This is a genomic window from Micromonospora sp. NPDC006431 (assembly GCF_042870725.1).
Taxonomy (GTDB): domain Bacteria; phylum Actinomycetota; class Actinomycetes; order Mycobacteriales; family Micromonosporaceae; genus Micromonospora.
Genome location: NZ_JBIAHQ010000010.1, coordinates 197,726 through 218,544 on the forward strand (window position 1 = coordinate 197,726; position 20,819 = coordinate 218,544).

General features: G+C 74.3%; 16 protein-coding genes and 2 pseudogenes. 6 read left to right on the forward strand and 12 right to left on the reverse strand.

The annotated features are described in order from the left end of the window. Nucleotides 1-30: 30 nt before the first annotated feature. The 8 genes and pseudogenes from ACFYM6_RS19260 to ACFYM6_RS19295 all read right to left on the reverse strand — a co-directional run bounded on the left by ACFYM6_RS19260 (nucleotide 31) and on the right by ACFYM6_RS19295 (nucleotide 7,846). Nucleotides 31-1,284 carry a beta-ketoacyl synthase N-terminal-like domain-containing protein gene (locus ACFYM6_RS19260; RefSeq protein ID WP_387277200.1) on the reverse strand — a complete coding sequence of 418 codons (1,254 nt, stop codon included), beginning with the start codon at nucleotides 1,282-1,284 and terminating at the stop codon, nucleotides 31-33. Further along, nucleotides 1,281-2,549 (reverse strand): beta-ketoacyl-[acyl-carrier-protein] synthase family protein, encoded by a 1,269-nt coding sequence (locus ACFYM6_RS19265; RefSeq protein WP_387277201.1) that lies wholly within the window; start codon nucleotides 2,547-2,549, stop codon nucleotides 1,281-1,283. Before ACFYM6_RS19265 ends, ACFYM6_RS19260 begins: the two co-directional genes overlap by 4 nt. Further along, a complete protein-coding gene (locus ACFYM6_RS19270) occupies nucleotides 2,546-2,953 on the reverse strand; it encodes a cupin domain-containing protein (RefSeq protein ID WP_073836261.1) in 408 nt (135 codons plus the stop codon). Before ACFYM6_RS19270 ends, ACFYM6_RS19265 begins: the two co-directional genes overlap by 4 nt. Then, a complete protein-coding gene (locus tag ACFYM6_RS19275) occupies nucleotides 2,946-3,671 on the reverse strand; it encodes an SRPBCC family protein (protein WP_387277203.1) in 726 nt (241 codons plus the stop codon). Before ACFYM6_RS19275 ends, ACFYM6_RS19270 begins: the two co-directional genes overlap by 8 nt. A gap of 326 nt (nucleotides 3,672-3,997) precedes the next feature. Then, nucleotides 3,998-5,338: pseudogene (locus tag ACFYM6_RS19280) on the reverse strand (acetyl/propionyl/methylcrotonyl-CoA carboxylase subunit alpha); the annotation flags it as partial. Continuing rightward, a complete protein-coding gene (gene accB, locus ACFYM6_RS19285) occupies nucleotides 5,338-5,814 on the reverse strand; it encodes an acetyl-CoA carboxylase biotin carboxyl carrier protein (RefSeq protein ID WP_387277205.1) in 477 nt (158 codons plus the stop codon). The pseudogene ACFYM6_RS19280 and the gene accB, both read right to left, overlap by 1 nt. After that, nucleotides 5,811-7,517, reverse strand: a complete 1,707-nt coding sequence (locus tag ACFYM6_RS19290) for an acetyl-CoA carboxylase carboxyltransferase subunit alpha (RefSeq protein WP_387277207.1) — start codon at nucleotides 7,515-7,517, stop codon at nucleotides 5,811-5,813. The genes accB and ACFYM6_RS19290 overlap by 4 nt, the downstream gene beginning before the upstream one ends. Then, nucleotides 7,514-7,846 carry a TcmI family type II polyketide cyclase gene (locus ACFYM6_RS19295; protein ID WP_387277208.1) on the reverse strand — a complete coding sequence of 111 codons (333 nt, stop codon included), beginning with the start codon at nucleotides 7,844-7,846 and terminating at the stop codon, nucleotides 7,514-7,516. Before ACFYM6_RS19295 ends, ACFYM6_RS19290 begins: the two co-directional genes overlap by 4 nt. A gap of 421 nt (nucleotides 7,847-8,267) precedes the next feature. Here ACFYM6_RS19295 and ACFYM6_RS19300 point away from each other — a divergent pair. The 5 genes and pseudogenes from ACFYM6_RS19300 to ACFYM6_RS19320 form a co-directional block, all read left to right on the forward strand. After that, a pseudogene (locus tag ACFYM6_RS19300) lies at nucleotides 8,268-9,041 on the forward strand (BTAD domain-containing putative transcriptional regulator); the annotation flags it as partial. Nucleotides 9,042-9,286: 245 nt separating this feature from the next. Continuing rightward, nucleotides 9,287-9,634 carry a TcmI family type II polyketide cyclase gene (locus ACFYM6_RS19305; RefSeq protein ID WP_387277210.1) on the forward strand — a complete coding sequence of 116 codons (348 nt, stop codon included), beginning with the start codon at nucleotides 9,287-9,289 and terminating at the stop codon, nucleotides 9,632-9,634. Nucleotides 9,635-9,872: 238 nt separating this feature from the next. After that, nucleotides 9,873-10,580, forward strand: a complete 708-nt coding sequence (locus tag ACFYM6_RS19310) for a helix-hairpin-helix domain-containing protein (protein WP_387277212.1) — start codon at nucleotides 9,873-9,875, stop codon at nucleotides 10,578-10,580. Between the two features lie 252 nt (nucleotides 10,581-10,832). Then, complete coding sequence (locus tag ACFYM6_RS19315) at nucleotides 10,833-12,035, forward strand: low temperature requirement protein A (RefSeq protein ID WP_387277214.1); 1,203 nt, start codon at nucleotides 10,833-10,835, stop codon at nucleotides 12,033-12,035. Nucleotides 12,036-12,190: 155 nt separating this feature from the next. Continuing rightward, nucleotides 12,191-12,397: a hypothetical protein gene (locus ACFYM6_RS19320; protein WP_073836253.1), complete on the forward strand. Its 207-nt coding sequence runs from the start codon at nucleotides 12,191-12,193 to the stop codon at nucleotides 12,395-12,397. A gap of 204 nt (nucleotides 12,398-12,601) precedes the next feature. Here ACFYM6_RS19320 and ACFYM6_RS19325 read toward each other — a convergent pair whose 3' ends face one another. Together ACFYM6_RS19325 and ACFYM6_RS19330 are read right to left on the reverse strand one after the other, a co-directional pair. Beyond that, nucleotides 12,602-14,701: an amino acid transporter gene (locus ACFYM6_RS19325; protein WP_387277216.1), complete on the reverse strand. Its 2,100-nt coding sequence runs from the start codon at nucleotides 14,699-14,701 to the stop codon at nucleotides 12,602-12,604. A 444-nt stretch (nucleotides 14,702-15,145) separates the two neighbouring features. Further along, nucleotides 15,146-16,009, reverse strand: a complete 864-nt coding sequence (locus ACFYM6_RS19330; RefSeq protein WP_387277218.1) for an alpha/beta hydrolase family protein — start codon at nucleotides 16,007-16,009, stop codon at nucleotides 15,146-15,148. 123 nt (nucleotides 16,010-16,132) lie between these two features. On the opposite strand from ACFYM6_RS19330, the gene ACFYM6_RS19335 reads away from it, so the two are divergent. Continuing rightward, nucleotides 16,133-16,681, forward strand: coding sequence for a CGNR zinc finger domain-containing protein (locus ACFYM6_RS19335; RefSeq protein ID WP_357435890.1), 549 nt, complete (start codon nucleotides 16,133-16,135; stop codon nucleotides 16,679-16,681). Between the two features lie 201 nt (nucleotides 16,682-16,882). On the opposite strand, the gene ACFYM6_RS19340 is transcribed toward ACFYM6_RS19335, so the two are convergent. Next, nucleotides 16,883-17,653 carry a DUF5995 family protein gene (locus tag ACFYM6_RS19340; protein WP_387277220.1) on the reverse strand — a complete coding sequence of 257 codons (771 nt, stop codon included), beginning with the start codon at nucleotides 17,651-17,653 and terminating at the stop codon, nucleotides 16,883-16,885. Nucleotides 17,654-17,771: 118 nt separating this feature from the next. Beyond that, on the reverse strand, nucleotides 17,772-20,714 hold the full coding sequence (locus ACFYM6_RS19345; RefSeq protein WP_387277222.1) for a helix-turn-helix transcriptional regulator: 2,943 nt from the start codon (nucleotides 20,712-20,714) through the stop codon (nucleotides 17,772-17,774). Between the last annotated feature and the right edge of the window lie 105 nt (nucleotides 20,715-20,819).

Consider the following 20,819-nt stretch of genomic DNA (forward strand, 5'->3'; position numbering starts at 1 on the left):
GTGTTTTGCAGCAAGACCTGGACCACCCGTCTAGGGACTCTCTTCCGACGCGGGTGGGGGCGCGGCGCCGCGCAGCACCAGTGCGCTGTTGAAGCCGTCGAAGCCGCGCGCCCCGACCAGCGCGATACGGCTGCGCGGGCGACGTGGATCCCGCAGGAAGGGCAGCTCGCAGCCCGCGGCGGGCCGCTGCGGGCCGGCGGAGGCGGGCAGCCGGCCGTGGTGGAAGGCGAGCAGCGCGGTCGCCGCGTCCAGCGCCGACCCACCCTGGTGCGCCCGGCCGGTCAGCGGCTTCTGGGTGGTGACCGACGGCGTACGCTTTCCGAACACCGCCCGCAGGGCGCTCGCCTCCGCCCGGTCGAACGCCGGCACGCCCAGCGCGTCCGGCCAGACCACGTCCACGTCGTGCGGCCGTACGCCGGCCCGCTCCAGGGCCAACCGCAGCGCCCGGGCGTAGTGGGTCGGATCGGGGCCGGCCTCGGGATCGGTCGGGGCGGCGTCGTGGGTGGCCGCCCAGCCGGTGATCTCGCCGTAGATCCGGGCGCCCCGGTCCAGCGCGTGTCCCAACTCCTCCACCACGAAGACGGCGCCACCCTCGGCCGGCACGTACCCGCTGGCCCCGGCGTCGAACGGCCGGTACGCCCGCTCCGGGTCGGCGACGTCGCTGAGCAGCCCCGAACGGAGCTGGCAGGCCAGCGCGTACGGGCTGAGCGGGCACTCGGTCGCCCCGGCCACCACCAGCGGGGTGCCCCGACGGACGGTCCGGACCGCGTGGGCCAGGCTGTCCAGCCCACCGGCCGACTCCGACACCGTCACCCCGCACGGCCCCTTGAGCTGGTGGTGGATGGACACCTGCCCGACACTGGCCGCGTAGAACCAGGCGATCGACTGGTACGCCCCGACGGTCCGCGTCGGCCCACCCCACAGCCGCTGCAGCTCCCGCTGGCCGAACAGGTTCCCGCCGGAGGAACTGGCCAGCGTTACCGCCCACCGGTACGGGTCCGGCGCCCGCTCGGGCAGCCCGGCGTCGGCCAGCGCCAGCCGGGTGGCCGCGAACCCGAGATGCGTCCACCGGTCCGTCTGCACCCGCTGCCGGGTGTCGGCGAACCCGCCGGGGTCGAAGTCGGGCACCTCCCCGGCCACCCGGGTGGGATAGCTCGCCGGATCGAACAGGGTGATCGGCCCGGTGCGCCGGGTGCCGGCGACCACACTGGCCCAGTGCGCGTCGTTACCGATCCCGGTCGGCGCCACCACCCCGATCCCGGTCACCACCGCCCGCGCCGTCATGGAGTGACCGCCAGCCGGCGGAAGACCATCGCGGACTGGAAGCCGCCGAAGCCGCTGCCCACCGACAGGGCCACGTCGACGGGCACCTCCCGCGCCTCGTTGGGCACGTAGTCCAGGTCGCACTCCGGATCCCGGGTGGCCCAGTTGGCGGTCGGCGGGACCACCCCGTACTCGATGGCCAGCGCGCACGCGGCCATCTCGATCGAGCCGATGGCGCCGAGCGAGTGCCCCACCATCGACTTGATCGAGCTGACCGGCACCCGGTACGCGGTGGGCCCGAGCGCCCGCTTGAACGCGGCCGTCTCGTGCCGGTCGTTCTGCCGGGTGCCCGAGCCGTGCGCGCTGACGTACGAGACGGCCGACGGGGCGAGCCGGGCCTGGCGCAGCGCGTCGCTGATGGCCAGGGACATCTCCACCCCGTCCGGGCGCAGCCCGGTCATGTGGAAGCCGTTGCTGCGGCTGGCGTACCCGGCCACCTCGCAGTAGACGTGGGCGCCCCGGCGGCGGGCGTGCTCGACCTCCTCCAGCACCAGCACGGCCGCCCCCTCGGCGAGGACGAACCCGTGCCGGTCGGCGTCGAACGGCCGGGACGCGTGCTCCGGGTCGTCGTTGTCCGGGCTGGTGGCCTGGATGGCGTCGAACGAGGCGACCGTCACCGGGGAGATCGGCGAGTCCGCCGCCCCGGCCAGGACCACGTCCGCCTCGCCGTCGGCGATGAGCTGGTGGGCGTACCCGATGGCGTCGATGCCGGAGGTGCAGCCGGTGGAGACGACCTGGGCCGGGCCGTGCAGGCCGTGCCGGCAGGCCACGTCGGCGGCCAGGCTGCTGGGGACCAGCGCCTGGTAGAGGTACCGCCCGCCGCGAGTGTGGTCCACCAGCCAGTGCCGGCCGGAGTCGCTGACCCGGACGTACTCCTGCTCCAGGGCCATGGTGCCGCCGACGGCGGTGCCCAGCACCACGCCGGCGCGTTCCCGGTCGGCGTCGGTGAGGGTGAGGCCGCTGTCGGCGAGCGCCTCGGTGGAGCAGGCCAGGGCGAACTGCACGTACCGGTCGGCGCGTTGCCGTTCGGCGAGGGTGATGCCGGCCGCGTCCGGGTCGAAGTCGCACTCGGCGGCGATCTGGGAGCGGAACGGCGACGGGTCGAAGAAGCTGATCCGCCGGGTGGCGGTCCGCCCCTCGGTGATGGTCTTCCAGAACCGGTCCCGGGTGGCGCCGCCGGGTGCGACGACGCCGATGCCGGTGACCACGGTCCGCCGGCCGGTCACGACGGTTCCCGAGGGGGCGGGGGTGTCTCGGTGTCGACGTGGCCGAGCTCGGGGCGCGGAGCGAGGGGCCCGAGGTGGAAGACCACCTCGGCCGGCTCGTCGCCGGTGTTGCGCAGCCGGTGCCGGACGTCCTTCGGCACGAAGAGCGCCTCGCCCGCGCCGAGCGGCACCGGCCGGTCGTCCAGGTCGACGGTGATCGCGCCGCGGGCGACGTAGAGGAACTCCTCGCTGTAGGGGTGGTAGTGCTCGGCGATCCGCTCTCCGGGGGCGAGGGCGGCCACGCCCATGAACCCGGAGGTGCTGCCGACGGTCTTCGGGCCGAGCAGGACCCGCAGCTCGCCGCCGCGCCGCCGGTCGGCGGGGACGTCGTGGACGGAGACGCGGGCGGTGGTGGTCTCAGGCATCGCGGCCTTCCTTCCCGGTCGACGCGGCCGCCCGCCGTTCGATCCGTTCCTTGATGACGGCGAGCTGGACCTTGCTGTTGGCGTTGATCCGCTCGGTCATGCCGGCGTTGTCGACCGGGGCGCTGGGCTTCATGGCGAAGTCCTGCACCCAGGTCATCCGGGTGCCGCCGGGGACCTCGTCGTAGCGCCAGTGGATGCGCATGTACTCGAACGGGCCGGTCTCCACCCGGTGGGCGTGCACCTGCCGGCTCGCCCGGTCGGCGGTGCGTTCGCTGACCCAGCTCCAGGCCACGCCGTTCTCGTCGGGATGCATGGTGAGCCGGAACCGCACGGTGTCGCCGGTGCGGTCCAGGATCTCCACCGCCGCGTACTCGGTGAACAGCTCGGTCCACCGGGCCACGTCGTTGGTGACCTCCCAGACCAGGGGCAGCGGCGCGGCGATCTCGATGCCGTTCTCGGTGTGTCCGGGCGGGTCGGCCTTGCGGGCCACCAGATCGGCGACGCCGGCGATGCTGAGCTGCCCGGCCTGCTCGGGGATCTTGACCCGCCACCGGTCGGCCACGACCGCGGAGAGTTCGAGCAGGGCGAGCGAGTCCATGCCGAGCTCCTCCAGGCTGGCGGCCGGGGTGCGGGCGGCGGTCTGCGCGTCCAGGCCGCAGTGGGTGACAAGGATGTCGGTGATCTGCGCGGCGAGCGGGCGGTCGGAAGCGACGGTCATCGGGTCCTCCAAGTGGTCGGGCCGGCGGCGGGCACGGCGGTGACGGGGGTACGGCCGGCCGGGTCGGCCTCGGCACGGGTGACGAACACGGGATCAGCGGGCACGGGGGCGGCGCGGCCGGGACCCGGCCCGCCGTCGGCGGCGGGCCCGCCCTGCCCGCCGTTCAGGGCCACGTGGCCGGCGGGCGCGGTGCCTGCGGCGGGCACCGTGCCGTTGGCGGGAGCGGCCACGCGCGGCGCGCCGCCCTCGGCGGGCGCGGTGCCGTCGACGGGCGTGGCATCGGGGGCCGGCGGAGCATCGGGCGCGGCCCCCTCGGCAGGGGCGGTGAGCAGCCGGTCGACCAGGCCGGTGGTGTGGCGTCCCCGGCGGAACGCCAGGTCGCGCAGCACCCGCCGGACGAACGGGATGGTGGTGCGGACACCCGGCCCGGCCACCTCGAACTCGCCGAGCGCACGGTCGAGGCGGTCGAGCGCGCCGTCCCGGTCCGGCGCCCAGACCGCGACCTTGGCCAGCAGCGAGTCGTAGTGCGGGCTGACCAGATAGCCGGGATGGCCGTGGGTGTCGACCCGGGTGAACGGGCCGCCGGGTGGCCGGAACCGGTCGAGCCGGCCGGGCGCGGGCGCGAAGTCCCGGTCCGGGTCCTCCACGTTGACCCGGGCCTCGACGGCCACCCCGCGCAGCCGGATGTCCTCCTGCCGCAGGCGCAGCGGCGTACCGGCGGCGATGTGCAACTGCTCGTGCACCAGGTCCACGCCGGTCACCAGCTCGGTCACCGGGTGCTCGACCTGGATCCGGCAGTTGATCTCCAGGAAGTGGCCCTGTCCCGCCCCGTCGACCAGGAACTCGACGGTCCCGGCGCCGGTGAAGCCGACCGACAGGACGCCACGCAGTGCGGTCTCCGCGAGCGTGTCCAGGGTGGACTGCCGCAGCGCCGGGGCGGGCGCCTCCTCGATCAGCTTCTGGTGGCGGCGCTGCACCGAGCAGTCCCGGGTGCCCAGGTGCACCCCGTTGCCGTGGCCGTCGCAGAGCACCTGCACCTCGACGTGCCGGGCGTCGGCGAGGTAGCGCTCGACGTACACCCGGTCGTCGCCGAAGGCGACCTGGGCGGCGGCGCGGGTACGCGCGTACGCGCGGGGCAACTCGGCCGCCCCGTGCACCACCGTCATGCCGCGCCCGCCGCCGCCCGCCGCCGCCTTGATGATCACCGGGTAGCCCACCTCGGCGGCCACCTCCAACGCGTCGGCTACCGTCGGCAGGGTCTGCACGGCGCCCGGCGGCAGCGACAGCCCCGCCTTGCTCATCAGCGCCCGGGCGGTGGACTTGTCGGCCAGCGCCGACATCACCTCCGGCGGCGGGCCGACGAACGTCAGCCCGTTTGCCGCGCAGATCTCGGCGAAGTCGGCGTCCTCGGAGAGAAACCCGTAGCCGGGATGCACGGCCTGCGCACCGGTCTGCCGGGCGGCCTCGACGATCGCCGCGGCGTTCAGGTAGCTCTGCCGGCTCGCTGCCGGTCCGATCCGGACGGTCTCGTCGGCCAGCCGCACCGGCAACGAGTCGGCGTCAGCGGTGGAGTACACCACCACGGTACGCACCCCCAGCTCCCGGCAGGCCCGCAGGACCCGCAGCGCGATCTCACCCCGGTTGGCGATCAGCACCTTGTCGAACATCAGCTTCCTCGCGTGGCGAGCGGTTCCAGGGCGACCAGCGGCTGGTCGTACTCGACGGGCTTGCCGTCCTCGACCAGCATCTCGACCACCCGTCCGGCCTGGTCGGCGGTCACCTCGTTCATCAACTTCATGGCCTCGACGATGCCGACCACCTGGCCCGGCCGGACCAGGTCGCCGACGGCGACGAAGGCAGCGGCGCCCGGTTCCGGGGCGCGGTAGAAGGTGCCCACCACGGGCGCCCGCACGGCCAGCCGGTCCGGCGCGGACACCGGCTCGGTGGCCGGTTCCACGACCGGCTCGGCATCGGCGCGCGGGGCGGGCGCCGCCTGGGCCGGACCGTGCCACTCCACCTCCAGCACGTTCTCGCCGCTACGCAGCCGGACCCGGCGCACCGGGCCGGCCAGCTCGGCGACCAGCTTGCGGGCGTGCCGGCGCAGCCCGTCCAGCACCTCGTCGGGTCGGGCGCCGGCGCTCATCGGGTAACCCCAACGGCGCGGGCCGCACCGAAGCGACGGAACCGCTGCCGGCGGCGGCGGACCAGGGTGGCCGGCGGCACGTCGAGCAACGGGGCGAGATTCGCCGCCACCACCCGGCCCAGCAGCTCGGCCGCGCCCGCCGGGTCACCGTGCGCGGCCTGCGCCGGCTCCGGCACCACCTCGTCGACCACCCCCAGCCGGCACAGGTCGACGGCGGTGAGCCGCAGCGCGCGGGCCGCCTGCGGCGCGGCGGAGCTGTCCGGCCAGAGGATCGCGGCGCAGCCCTCCGGGCTGATCACCGAATAGACGGCGCGTTCGAGCATGAGCACCCGGTCGGCCACCGCGAGGGCGAGCGCCCCGCCGCTGCCGCCCTCACCGGTGACCACCGCGACGACCGGGGTGGGCAGCATGCTCAGCGCGAGGATGTTCTCGGCGATCGCCGCCGCCTGCCCCTGCTGCTCCGCGCTCACCCCCGGATCGGCGCCGGGGGTGTCCACCAGGGTCACCACCGGCAGGCCAAGCCGGGCCGCGAGTCGCATCAGCCGCAACGCCTTGCGGTGCCCGGCCGGGCTGGCCATGCCGAAGTTGTGCGCCACCAGCTCGGCGGTGGTGTGCCCCTTCTGGTGGCCGATCACCATCACCGGCCGGCCGTCGAGCCGAGCCAGGCCGCCGACGATCGCCGGGCAGTCCGCGCCGAGCCGGTCGCCGTGCAGCTCGACGAAGCCGTCGAAGGCGGTGTCCAGGTAGTCCAGCGTGGTGGGCCGGCCGGGATGCCGGGCCGTGCGTACCGTCGCCCAGGCGTCCCGCTCCGGGCCGGCCGCCGTCGCGGGCACGGCGCCGCCGCCCCCGGTCGCCGACCGCGGCGCCGGCACCTGCCGGGGTACGGGCACCCGCCGGCGGGCCGCGTGCGCCGCGGCGAGCAGCGCGGTCAGCCGGCCGCGCAGCGCGTGCCGGGGCACCACCATGTCGATCTGCCCGTGCCGCAGCAGGAACTCGGCGGTCTGGAAGCCCTCGGGCAGCGCGGCACCGGTGACCTGCCGGATCACCCGGGGGCCGGCGAAGCCCATCCGGGCGCCGCTCTCGGCGAGCACCACGTCGGTGTTGGTGGCGTAGGACGCGGCCACCCCGCCGTAGGTGGGGTCGGTGAGGACGCTGACGGTCAGCAGGCCCGCCTCGCGCAGCCCGGCGAGGGCCTGGCTGACCGTGGCCATCTGCATCAACGACAGCGCCCCCTCCTGCATGCGGGCCCCGCCGGAGGCGGTGACCAGCACCAGCGGCACCGCCTCGGCAAGCGCCCGCTCGGCGGTCAGGGTGATCAGCTCCCCGACCGCGCAGCCCAGGCTGCCGCCGAGGAAGCGGAAGTCCATCACCGCCAGCGCCACCGGATGACCGCCGATGCGGGCGGTGCCGCAGAGCACCGCCTCGTCCAGCCCGGTGGCGACGCGGGCCGCGCCGAGCCGGTGCGGGTACGGCACCGCGTCGACGAACTCGATCGGGTCGACCTGAACGGCCCGCTCCGGCAGCGGGACGAACGAGTCCGAGTCGACCAGCTGCGCCACCCGGTCTGGGGCGTCCAGCCGGGCGTGCGAGCCGCACTCCGGGCAGACGTCCAGGTTGCGGCGCAACCGCTTGCGGTACAGCAGCGAGGCGCAGCCGTCGCAGCGTGACCAGAGCTGCTCGTCCTGGGGCGCGGTGGTGGTCACGGCCGCCGCCCGGGCGCGTCGTACCGGTAGAAGCAGTGGGCCATGGCGTCCCGCGGTGAGCGCCAGTCCGGCAGATACGGCGAGATGTACGGCCGCAGCCGCTCGCTGACCCGGATGAACTCGGGATGCCCACGGGCGTCCTCCACCGCGCCGTCGGCCGACCGCTCCGTCTCCAGGAGATGGACGTAGAGGTCGTGCAGCCGGTAGAGCGACCGGTGGCGGACGCCGACCACGCCGGGCAGTTCGGTCGCGTCGGACGCGGCGAAGATCTCGGCGACCCGATCCTCGGCGGTCGGCACCACCTTGGCGACGATGAGTGAACGGTCCATGGAGAGCCTCCCCTTGGATGCGGGAACCCGGCGCATGGCGCGGCCGGTCCCGCCGGACGACTCCGTCACCGTCCCGCCGACACCGTCAACGGGGCGTCACCTGCGGGCCATCCGAGGCGAAATGTCGTGACGCTGCGTTGACGCATCCTGTGCGCGAGCTATCAGAAGATCGACTTCCGGGAACTCATTCCGACACTTTTTCGCAGTTCAGCGCCAGTTCTCGCGCGGAGTGTGGACAGTCGCATTTGACACCACGACTGTTGACCCAGAGTAATCATAGTTGGTAACGTTCGTTGCGGTCAGCCCGGCTGCAGCGGCGTCAGCCGCCGCGGCGGGAGCCGTTCCGACACCGGGGTCGCGGGCACCGCGCCGGGCAACACAGGACAGTCGGAACGAAGGTTCCGGTGCAGGGGGTGCGCCCGTGACCGGTGAATCGAGGACGCCGGCGGCAGAGGAGCCGTCCGCGCCACCGGTGTCGTTGCACCTGCTCGGCGGCTTCCGGTTGCTGCACGACGACGTGCCGATGGTGGTGCCCCGCGGACTGCAACGGGTCATCGCCCTGATCGGGCTACGACCCGGCGCCACCCGCAGCCACCTGGCCGGGCTGCTGTGGCCGGAAACCTCCGAGGAACGAGCGCTGTCGTCGCTGCGTACCGCCCTGTGGCGGTTGCGGCAGGACCCCTGCTGCCCGCTGCTGACCGACGGTGACACCGTCCGGCTCGGCGACACCGTCCACCTCGACGTCGACGAACTGGTCCACACCGCCGCCCGCGTCCGCGACCGCGAGACGCCCCGCGGGGCCGCCAGCGCCGGACGCCACGACCTGCTCCCCGGCTGGTACGACGACTGGGTGCTGCTGGAACGCGAACGGCTGCGCCAGCTGCGGCTGCACATGCTGGAGGAACTCGCCAGCAACCACCTTGCCGCCGGCCGGCACGGCGAGGCCCTGGAGGCGGCCCTGGAAGCGATGGCCGCCGAACCACTCCGGGAGACCCCGCACCGCCTCGTGGTCCGCATCCACCTCGCCGAGGGCAACGCCTTCGAGGCGGTGCACGCCTTCTACGTCTACCGCGACCTGCTGCTGCGCGAACTGCGCCTGGAACCGTCCCCCGCGATGTGCGCGCTGCTCGACGACACCCTCGCCCCGATCCGGCGCGCCTCGCGGCACGAGCCACCGTCCCGACGATCCGACCGGGGCAACCCGCCCGGCCGGCCGGCCGGCCCACCCGCGCACCGCGGACCGACCGCGCCCACCGCACCCGGCTCGCGCTCACCGGACACAACCGACGGTGCGGCAGCAGCGACGGGGTCACGACAACCATCACCGAACAACGACCGATCGTGACGAGCAGTTGACACTCGACCGGGCAATGTGAGCGCACACGGTGTCCGACGCCCCGGCTGCGCGGGACGGCGGCACCGCCGGCGAGAGGGGTCCCGATGAGTCGACTGTTGGTCGTCAGCCGGATCGTGCCGGGCGCGGAGGGACGGGTGGCGCAGATCTTCGCCGAGTCCGACGCGACCGATCTGCCCATCCTGACCGGCGTCCGGCACCGGTCGCTGTACAGCCTGCACGACCTGTGCGTCCACCTGATGGAGACCGCCGACGTCGACCCGGACGCGGCGGCCGGCGTCCGCAACCACCCACTCTTCGAGCAGGTCAACCAGCGACTGTCCGCGCACACGTCGCCGTACCTGCCGACCTGGCACTCCCCACGGGAGGCCGTCGCCGGCTGCTTCTACAGCTGGGACGCCACCGGAGCCCGCACACCGCGGCCGATCCGCTGACCGGACCCGCGGCAGCGCGCGTGACCGGGCGCCCCGGACCCCAAAGGCACCAGGGTCCGGGGCGCCCCCGCCCGGCCTCCGGGGACACACGCTCGGTCATGCCACCACCACCGTTCGGCACGAACCGTCCCACCAGCGACGAAAGCCGCGGACCTCCCTATCGTCCCCGACGTACGTGTGCGAAGCTGCCCCGAGCTTTCGCACGACTGTCGTTCACGTACTGAGGAGGAGATTGGCCGTGTCGTCGAATATCGGGCTATGGCTCGTCGTGATCCTGGCCGTGCTGGCGGGCCTCGTGATCTGGCGGGTGCTGGCCGGAGGCCGCACCACCGCGGACCAGGCGGCACCCATCGTGGAGGGTGACCCCGCGACCGCCACCGGTGACCAGGAACGGCCCGCCGCGGTCGTCGACGAGGTCCCGGCGCCCACCGCGGTGACCGAGGAGCCGGCCCCGGCCGAGCAGGACGCTCCCCCGGTCGCCGCCCCGGCCGTCGAGGCCACCACCCCACCGTCCACCGACACCCCCGAGCCGGCCGGCTCCGCCCCGGCCGACCAGCCCGCCGAGTCCGCGCCGGTCACCGTCAAGGCCGCGCCGGTCGCCGCCGAGGTCGAGCCGGCCGCGGCGCCCGAGGAGCCGGCCACGCCGGTGGCCATCCCCGCGCCGCGTACCTCGATCGAGAACACCACCGCGACCCCGGTCGCCGCGCCGGCCGACCAGGCCGCCGACGACTTCCGGCAGATCCAGGGCATCGGACCGAAGATGGCCGCCGCGCTCCAGGCCGCCGGCATCCGCACCTACCAGCAGCTCGCCGAGCTGGACGAAGCGGCGCTGCGGGAGACCATCAAGGCCGCCGGCCTGCGCGCCGCGCCGAGCGTGGCGACCTGGCCGCAGCAGGCGAAGGTGCTGGCCGGCGCCCGCGCCGAGGCCGAGGCGGTGCTGCCCTGAGCGGCCCCGCCACCGCTTGAACACCCCGGGCCGGTGGTGACGCTCCGTCACCACCGGCCCGAACCGGTGCCGGCCGGGACGGCGCCAACACCCGCCCCGACCCACCCCGCACTGGCCGGCGGCGTCGCCACCGCCCACCGGAAGGGTGCACCGGAAAGTGCAAAACCGGACACGGGTCAGGACGGCCGTGGCTACCGTCGGTGAAGGGCCGGACGGCCCGCCGCGCCGATCCCGCCACCGCAGGAGCAGTTCGTGCCCTCCGCAACGCCGGAGCAGCCCGCCCACCGGCAGGCCCCGGTCCGCGACCCCGAGTCCCCCCGCCGGGTGACCCTGCTGGAGCTCTTCTTCGACCTGGTCTACGTGGTCGCACTCGCCCTGATCTCGCGCGGCCTGGTCACCGAGCTCAGCTGGGAGCGGGCGTTCCAGTCCCTGCTCATGCTGATGGCGATCTGGTGGACCTGGGCCATCACCACCCTGGTCACCGACATGTACGACCCGCAGCGTCCGCAGATCAAACTGCTGATCGCCGCGGTGATGTTCGGCGCGCTGCTGATGACCACCGCCGTCCCGGACGCCTTCGGCACCCGAGGCCTGGTCTTTGCCGGGACGTACGTGGCCATCCACCTTGGACGCGGGCTCTTCCTCATGCCGGCGGTCCGGCACGACGGGCCGACCCGACGCCGCGCGGCGCGGGTCTTCCTCTGGTTCGCGGTCTCCGCCGTCCCCTGGCTGGTCGGGGCCGTGGTGTCGGAGGACGCCCGGCAGGTGTTCTGGGCACTGGCGTTGGGCATCGACTATCTCGGCTTCCGGCTCGCGTACCCGGTGCCCGGACTCGGGGTGGTGCCCGACTCGCAACGGGAGGTAACCGCCGAGCACCTGTCCGAGCGCTACCAACAGTTCTTCATCATCGCCCTCGGCGACGCCATCCTGGTCACCGGCACGATGTTCAGCCTCCACCATTCGGAGGCGGAGAACATCGCCGCGTTCGGGGTCGCCTTCGTCACCACCCTGCTGCTCTGGCGGATCTACGTGCACAAGTCCGGTGAGCTGCTGCCGCAGGCCATTTCCCAGTCGAAGCAGCCGAGCCGGTTCTTGAACACCGCGCCCTACACCCACCTGCTGATGGTGGCCGGGGTGGTGACCACCGCGGCCGGCTTCGACCTGGTGCTGCACGAGCCGACAGGGCGTACGCCGCCGGCCTGGGCGGCGGTCATCCTCGGCGGGCCGGCGATGTTCCTGGTCGGCCGCAGCGTCTTCGAGTACGAGGTGTTCAGCCGGGTGTCGCTGTCCCGCCCCGGCGGGCTGCTCGCCCTGCTCACCATCGCGCCGGCGGTGCTGTTCCTGCCGCCGCTGTGCGCCGCGCTCGGCGCCATGCTGGTGCTGGCCGGCGTGGCTGTCGCCGACCATCTGCGCAGCCGGGGCCGGCCGCCGGAGGACGCGTCCCCGCCGACCTGAGCCGGCGCGCCGTGAGCGGCGCCGCTGCGGGCCGCCACCGGGGGCCGCGATGATCGAAATCGGCCGCGCGTCTCGCGGCACCGTTTGGGCACTCACCCGCCCGGGGTACAGGGACCTCACCTCTCGAATCCGCCACAACCCCGTGGAGGCACCCCATGCGCGGCACCTCGATACTCGGCGTCCTGGTCGTCATCTGGCTCATCATCGGCGCGATCGCCGCCGGTCAGCGCGGCTACTACAGCAACGACGACAAGAACTGCGCCGAGGCCGGCACCATTCTGGTCACCATCGTGGCCGGTCCGCTGAACTACATCGGCGCAAACCCGAAGGTGGACTGCACGCTCCCCGAGCCGTCGAAGTAGGCCACTCCCCTTCCGGCCCGCGCCCGCTCCCTGCGGCGCGGGCCGCTTCGGGTCCGGCGCGGGCGTCGTCACCCTCCGTACGGCGTCCTAGGAGGCTGGTGTACGCGGGCGTTGGTCCGGCGTCAGCCGGGACGGGCAGCCGCCCACAAGTTTCTCGCCGGCAGCCTGGGGCGGTCCGCCGCACGCCCGGCTGAGCGCGCCGCCTCAGCCGCCGACATGGATGCCGGGGCGGTGGGCGGGATCGGGCTCAGCCTTGCGGATGATCTCCCGGACCACCGGCGGGGTGTCCCCCCGGCCGAGGATCAGGTAGCGCAGCAGATGCGCGAGGGGATTTCCCTCCGACCACTCGAAGTGGGCGTGCGGGCGTACCCCGGTGGCGTCCCGGAGCGCGAGCAGGATCGCCGCGATCGCGTTCGGCACGGCCGGGCTGCCGGCCCGCAGCACCCGGTACCCGTCCACCTCCACCCCGTGCACCCGCAGCACCTGGCTGAACTGCGACGGGTCGATCACGTCGATCTCGAGGAAGAGAACGTCGGCCTTGCCCGGCACCGGATTGATCGCCCGCTGCGCCCGCTCCTTGGCCCGGTATTCCTGCACCGTCCCGCCCTGCCGCTTGTTCGCGACCAGGTGCAGCCGGCCGTCGTTCGCCAGCGAGTCGGCGACGAACCGCCGGGCCGGCTCGTCGAACTCGATCTGCGCGGCGCGCAGCTCAGTGGTCCGGGTGACCCGCGAGACCAGCGAGACCACGACGATGCCGAGGATGAAGAACGCGGAGATCGTGATGCCGTCCGGCTTCTCGATGACGTTCGCCAGCAGCGCGTAGAGCAGCACCACAGTGAGCACCGTGAAGCCGGCCGCGGCGACCCGGTGCCGGGCGCGGAGCGCCGAGATGGCCACCGCGATCGCGCCGGAGAACATCATCGCCAGGATCCCCGTCGCGTACGCCCCGGCCTGGGCGTTCACGTCGGCGCGGAAGGCCACCGTGATGGCGATGCTGATCAGCGTGTAGACGAGGACCACAGGACGGACCGCGCGGCCCCACTCGGGCGCCATGCCGTAGTCCGGCAGGTAACGCGGCACGATGTTGATCAGACCGGCCATCGCCGAGGCGCCGGCGAACCAGAGGATGAGGATGCTGCTGATGTCGTAGACGGTGCCGAACCCCTCGCCCAGGTGCTCGTGGGCCAGGAAGGCCAGCGCCCGTCCGTTGGCTCCCCCACCGGGCTGGAACTCCTTCGGGGGGATCAGCACGGTGGTCACGAAGGTGGTCGTGATCAGGTAGACGGACATGATGAGCGCCGCGGCGGTGAGCAGCTTGCGGGTGTTCCGGATCCGGGACCGGAGCCGCTCCTGCGGGTCGGCGCCCCGGCCCCGGACCAGCGGCTCCATGCTGACCCCGGTCTCGAAGCCGGACAGGCCCAGCACCAGCAGCGGGAACGCCAGCACGGCCGGCCCCACCAGGTCGCTGACGTTGGTGACCTGGGCGGTGAGGAGTTCGAGCCAGCCGTTCAGCACCTCCGGGTGGGCCGCCACCTGACCGAGCCCGACCACCACGACCACCGCGTTGAGCGCGAGGAAGACCGCGACCAGGGGGATGGCGACCTGCACCGCCTCGCTGAAGCCCATCAGGAACACGCCGCCGAGGATGAGCAGGAGCACCACCGTCACCAGCACCGCCGCCGTGGCGCCGTGCGGGACCGACGCCGGCAGCTTGGGGTTCTCCAGCAGGTGCACCGTGGCGTCCGCGGCGGAGAGGGTGATCGTGATGATCCACGAGGTGGCGACGAAGCCGAGCAGGATGAGTACGAAGATCTTCCCCCGCCAGAACGGCAGCAGCCGCTCCAGCATGGCCACGGAGCCCTGCCCGTGCGGGCTCTCCCGGGCCACCCGCCGGTACATCGGCAGCATCCCGAACAGGGTCAGCGCCACGATCAGCAGGGTGGCCACCGGGGAAAGCACACCGGCCGCCAGGGCGGCGATGCCGGGCAGGTAGGAGAGGGTGGAGAAGTAGTCCACGCCGGTCAGGCACATCACCTGCCACCAGGGGTGGGCCCGGGCCTCCGGTTCGAGCGTCTCCGGGCCGACCGGGTGCACCCGGTGCTGGAACAGCCACCGGCTCAGCCGGTTGGGCGGCTCCGCCGGCCGGATGTGGCTCGGCACGCACTCCGGGATCCGCGCCGGCGTCCGGCCGGGGCCCGGGGCGCGGTCCCGGTCGCCGGCGGCGTCGAGTCCGCGCTCGTCGCCGCGCCCCGCGTTGCCCCGCCGCCCCCGCCCGCGTCGCGGCCCGTCCCGCTCGTCCGTCATGTTCACCCCTCGGCGCGCGGCTCGCCGGGCCGCCCGCACAGCGACGCCACCGGCAACGCCAGCCTGACCCGACCGTAGGCGGTACCCGCGGCGCCGACCGGCGAACCCGGCAAGCCGGGAAAGATCGCCCGGGCCGGCGGGGGGCGTGCCGCCCGGCGCCCCCCGCTCGGGCCGGGGTACGCAGGGCGCGCGGCGGCAGTCCGGATCGGCGACGTCACCGTGATGCCCGGGTGGTGTGGCCAGGGACGGGAGGCCAGGGCCGGCACCGGGACGGCGAACCGGATGCACAACCGGGGTGGCTCGGCCGGCGTCGGTGCGGCCGGAGCGAGGTACCCTCACCGGTCCGGCCGCGGCCCGGTGGTCGGCACCGCGCCCGGGCCCGCCCATCCCGCGGGCCGGGACCGGCCGGCAGGCCCCGGGCCGGCCGGCCCCCTCCCGCTGTGGTCAGTCACGCAGGTCCAGCCGTTGGGCGAGCCAGGCGAGCCGGTCGTCGCGGACGCTGGTCGCGCCCAGGTCGTGTTCCTCGCGCGGATAGAGCGACACCCGGGCCTGCGGTGCGGCGGCGGCGAAGGCCGCGCGGGTCGCCGGGCCGACGAACCGGTCCGCGCCGGCGAACTGGAGGTACGCCCCGGTGCCGAGCCGCCCCACCAGGTCCACCGGGTCCAGCCCGGCGAAGACCGCCCGGTATGCCGCCTGCTCCCCCTCCGGCAGCTGGAGCCAGTACAGGTAGAACCAGTTCGCCCAGGTGGCGTCCGGCGCGAGGAGCACCGCCGTGCGCAGCCCCGGCTCGCCGGCGGCGAGGTCGACGGCGTACATCGCGCCGTAGTCGTGGCCGACCACGGCGGTGCGGGTCCGGTCGACGCCGGGCTCGGCGAGCAGCCGCCGGTAGGCGTGCCGCACCGCGTCGAGCTGGGCGGTCACGGCGGCCCGGTCCCGCGCGTCGCCGACCGGGTCGCCCGCCCACGGGAAGGTGAGCTGGGGCAGCAGCGAGACCACCCCGCGCCCGGCCAGGGCGGTCGCCTCGGCGAGGAACTCGGTGCGGTCCTGGTTGACCCGGCCGGGCTCGAACCAGTGCAGGTTCAGCACGCCGGCCAGCCCGGCGCCGGACCGCTGCGGCCGCACCAGGTACGCCCGGACGGCCGGCTGCCCGGGCACCGGGATCTCGATGTCCCGGACCAGCACGGCGGCCCGGTGTCTCCCGGCGCTCGCGGCGTCGGTCGGGGCCTGCGCGTGCGCCCCGCCGACGCTGACGAATGCGCCGGTGACCAGCAGCACGGCCGTGGACACGAGTGCGGGTAGTCGTCGCACCACACACCTCCATAAGTTTTTAAACGCGTTTTACAGCTGATGACGGTAGGATGGCGGGCGGCGGTAGGTCAAGCGGGGAAGGACGGCGGGCGTGTCGGCAACCGGACGGCGGAGCGGGCGCGGATGAGCGCGGTGCCACCCCTGGAGCCGGCGCTGCGGCTGGCCGTCGCGCTGCTGCACAGCTACTGGGTGCTCCAGGACCCGGTCGACCAGCTCTCCGTGGCCCGGCTCCGGGCCGCCGGCCGGGAACTCGGCCTCACCGAGCTGACCGAACCGCTGGGCGACGCCGACCTGCCCCGGCTGCGGGAGCTGCGGACACGGCTCTACCAGGTCTTCGCCGCTCCCGACCCGGCCGCCCGGGTGGCCACCCTCAACGAGGTGCTGACCGAGGTCAGCGCCGGCACGGCGGTCGAGGCCAGCCCGGACGGCACGCTGCGGCTGACCCCGCTGCCCCGGCCCGGCCCGATCGGGCCGTTCGCCGCCACCGTCACCGGAGCCCTGGCCCGGGCCGCCACGACCGGCGGGACGGACCGGTTCGGCGTCTGCGCCGCCGACCCCTGCCGGGCGCCCTACCTCGACCGGACCCGGGCGGGCCGGCAGCGCTACTGCTGCGAGCTGTGCAACAACCGGGCCGCCGCAGCGGCGTACCGGAACCGGACCCGGCGCGGCTGAGCCGTCACGCCAGCGCGGCGGTCCACCGGTGCAGCTAGGCGCCGGCCAAGTAAAAGATCAGCACCCGGCCACGGGCGGCCCGGACCAGATGCCGCGGCGCCACGTCGTGGTGGCGGATGAAGTCCTCACCGTCCGGCGGCGGGACGGCGTCCCCGCGCTCCGCCCCCCTGGACTCCGGAGCGCGGGGACCCCCCGTCCCGGCTACTGCAGGAACGCCCCGAGGGGCGAGAGCAGCAGCCGGCCGAGCAGCGCGGCGTTGTCGTCCAGCCGCGTCCGCTCACACTCGCGGGCCTCCGGATCGTGCCGGCAGCGCCAGATCTTCTGCGCGTTGCGCCAGGCCACGTTCCGGGTGTACTCCACCAGTTCGCCCTGGTACCAGTCGTCGATCTCGCCGTTCAGCATGTCGATCATCAACTGCCAGTTGTCCAGGTAGCCGCGGCGCAGCCCCGGGATCTTCTCGGCGAAGATGTCGTTGATCTCCAGGTAGTCGCGGTGCTGCTCGCTGCCGTCGACCGGCTCGGACTCCAGGCTGTCGAACGTGGTGACCAGCGCGAACGGCAGGTCGTAGTTGATGTGCGCGTTGACCCCGGCCGCGGCGGACGGCAGCGGCCGGGCGTCCGGGCCGCGCATCCGCTCGAACAGGCAGGCCCACGCCTTCGGCGTGTTCGGGCTGGACTCGGTCCAGAACCGCAACGCGTCGAAGTAGCGGGTGGCGAACTCCACGTCCAGCCGGGCCAGGAAGACCGGGTCGGCGAACCGATCGTCGTACAGGCCCTCCAGCACGCTCGTGGTGATGGTCAGGTAGAGCCTGTTGAAGTCGGCGAGGGGGCAGCTCTCCTCGAGCGGAGGCAGCCGGACCAGCATGTCCTGGAGCTTGGTGAGGTGGTCGACGACCGCCGGCACGTCGGCGGGGTGGTCGGCGAGCAGCCCGACGATGTCCTGGTGCACAGGACCCCAGACCGGTTCAGTCATCTCTCCTCCACTGTGCCGGAACGTCGCGGGGCGCCACGGTGACGCTGGACAGCCTCCCAGCCGGCGTACGCCGGCCGGATCAGTAGAACGACGTATTCGGCGCGATCGGGCGCCCGGTCTACGCGGAGCGGTTGCGCAGGAAGATCGCGCTGGCCTGCACCCGGGTGCGGACCTGGAGCTTGTCGAAGATGTGCGACACGTGCACACCGATGGTCCGCTCGCTGATGAACAGCCGCTGGCCGATCTCCTTGTTGGTCAGCCCCTCCGCCACCGCGGCGAGCACCTCGCGCTCCCGGGCGGTGAGCACCTCCAGCTCGTCCACGGCCGGCGCGGCGTCCGCCGGGGCCCGCCGGGGCCGGGGCACCGGGCGGGCGCCGGCCGGCCGCTCCTCCAGGGTCACCCGGGCCCGACCGGCCAGGGTACGGATCTCCGAGCTCAACGGCACCGCGCCCAGCCCCTGCGCCATCTGGTACGCCTGCCGCAGCAGCTTGCCCGCCGTGGCCGGCTTGCTGCGCCGGGCCAGCAGCGCCTCGGCCTGCCGCAGTCGCGAGTACGCCGCCGGATAGGGGTGGTTGCGGTGGTCCCACAGCTCGGCCGAGCGGGCCCACAGTTCCGGGTCGCCCTTGCCGTCGAGCCGGCTGCCCTCGGCGTCACACAACGCCAGGAACCCGTCGGCGACATAGCGCACCGGGGCCCCCGCCTTCTCGCTCTTGCGCGCCACCCGTTCGGCCACCTCGCGCAGCCGCCGCACCGCGGTGGGGTCCACCTCGACGGTCCGGCTGGCGTGCGCCTCCGCCTCCGCCCGCAGCCCGTGCCACGCGAGCGTGGCGAGCACGATGACGTCGTCGGAGCGGCTCTCGGTAAGGCCCCGCTGGACGGCCTGCCGGGCCAGGTCGTGCCGCCCCTGCCACATGGCCAGTCCGGCCCGCAGGATCAGCATCGGCAGCACGTGCCGGGCCCCGCCGCCGGCCAGCACGGTGGCCACCGCCTCCAGGTCCCGGTCGGAGGCCTCGATGTCGCCGTACCCGACGGAGAGCCGGCAGCGGGCGAGCAGCAGCTCCACCGCGTCGGCGCCGGAGGGACGGTGCCGCAGCGCCGCCGCGACCACCTTCTCCGCCTCGGCCCACTGGCCGACCCGGAACAGCCCGTTGGTGGCGATGGCCAGCAGCCGGGTCTCCCAGGTGCGGCCCAGCCCCAGCTCGGCGACCCGCTCGGCACCGCGGCGGGCGACCACCACCCCCTCCTCGAGGATGTTCAGCGGACCGGTGAGCAGCTCCGCCAGGTGCAGGTACGCACACGCGACGTCCTCCGGCCGGCCGGCGCGCTCGGCGATCTCCAGCGCGTTGCGCATGACCGCCAGCCCGGCGTCCGGGTCCTCCAGGAAGGCCTCGCTGAAACCGAGCGCGGCGCTGGCCAGCACCAGCTCCGAGGTGGAGCCCTCGACCGCCGCGGCCAGCTCCAGCGCCTCCCGGGCCTGGTCACCGGCCTCGCCGTACCGGCCCAGGTGCAGCAGCAGCTCGGCCAGGTGGGCGGCGGCGGTGGCCCGCTCCCGGGGGGTGCAGTCGGCGGCCTCCAGGGCCCGCCGGTACTCGGCCTCCGCCGGCGCCGACCGGCCGGCGGCGGCCAGGTAGCGGGCCCGCCGGATGTGCAGGGCGCAGGTCGCCGGCCCGGCCGGGTCCGCGGCCAGCTCCTCCAGCAGGGCCAGGGCCCGGGCGTGCTCGCCGCAGTGGTGCGCCGTCTCGGCCGCGTGCTCCAGCAGTTCGGCGCGGTTCACCTCGACCGGGTCCGGCCGGTCGCCGTCCGGCGACACCGCGGCCGGGGTGTTCGCCAGCTGCAACGCCGCCGACCAGTGCCGGTGCGCCTCGGTGTACCCCTGCAGCCGCTCGGCCTCGCGGGCCGCGGCCATCGCCGCCGGCAACGCCCGGCCCGGCTCGCCGGCCAGCCGCCAGTGGTGGGCCAGCCGGGCCTGGTGCAGCTCGGCGGTGGCCGAGGTCAGCGCCTCGGCGTAGCGCCGGTGCAGCGCGGCGCGCTCGGCGGGCAGCAGCTCGTGCGCCAGCACCTCGGCCACCAGCCGGTGCCGCAGCCGGTAGCCGTCGTCGGCGCCGACCAGCAGCCGGTGCGCCACCGCGGCCCGGACCGCGTCGATCAGCTCCTCCTCGGGCAACCGGACCACCTGGGCGAGCAGCCAGTGCTCGACCGGTTCGACACCGGCGGCGACCGCGTGCACCACCGCGTGCGCGTGCTGCGGCAGCGCGTCCACCCGGGCCAGGAACACCTCGCGTACCGTGTCGGAGAGGCCGTCGCGGCCGTCGCGCAGGTCCCGGGCCAGCTCCTCGACCACGAACGGGTTGCCGCCGCTGCGCTGCCACATCTGGTCGGCCGCGTCGGGGTTCAGCGGCGCGCCGACGATCGCGGCGGCCAGCTCGTCGGTGCCGGCGCGGTCCAGCGGCGCCAGGTCGACCACCCGGACCGACCGCAGCCGGCGCAGCTCGGTGAGCACCCGGCGCAACGGGTGCGCGCCCTGCAACGACTCGGCCCGGATCGCGGCGAGCACCGACAGCTGCAGGTCACCGAGGCCGGCGAGCAGATAGAGCAGGAGCTGGCGGGTGCTCCGGTCGACCCACTGGAAGTCGTCCAGGACCAGGACCAGCGGACGCCCCCCGGCGACCAGCTGCAACCCGCGGGAGACCCGTTCCAGCAGGGTGCCCGCGCCGTCCGGGCCCGGGGTCTCCTCGTCGAAGACCTGGAGCAGGCCGCGGACCGCCGAGGCGAGGCGGGCCTCGGTCGCCTCGGCGTCGAAGCGGCGCAACGCCTGCCGCAGCGGATGCAGCGGGGAGGCGTCGCCGATGTCGAGACAGGAACCGGTCAGCACGAGCGCGCCCGCCTCCCGCAGCCGCTCGCTGACCTCGGCCAGCAGCCGGGTCTTGCCCACCCCGCTCTCACCGGTGAGGAAGACCGCAGCGGTGTGCCCGGGCGCGACGTCGTCGAGCAGGGCCGACCGGAGCGCCGTCACGGTGTCGGCACGGCCGACAAGCGGTGCGGTGTCCACATCGCTGGCCATGGCTCGCAGCCTAGTCACACGTTCCCCCACCGTTCTACGGGCGAGAGCCGGTGGTGGTACATCTCGCGTCGACATTACGACTAAAGGTTGCGGGTGGTCGACATA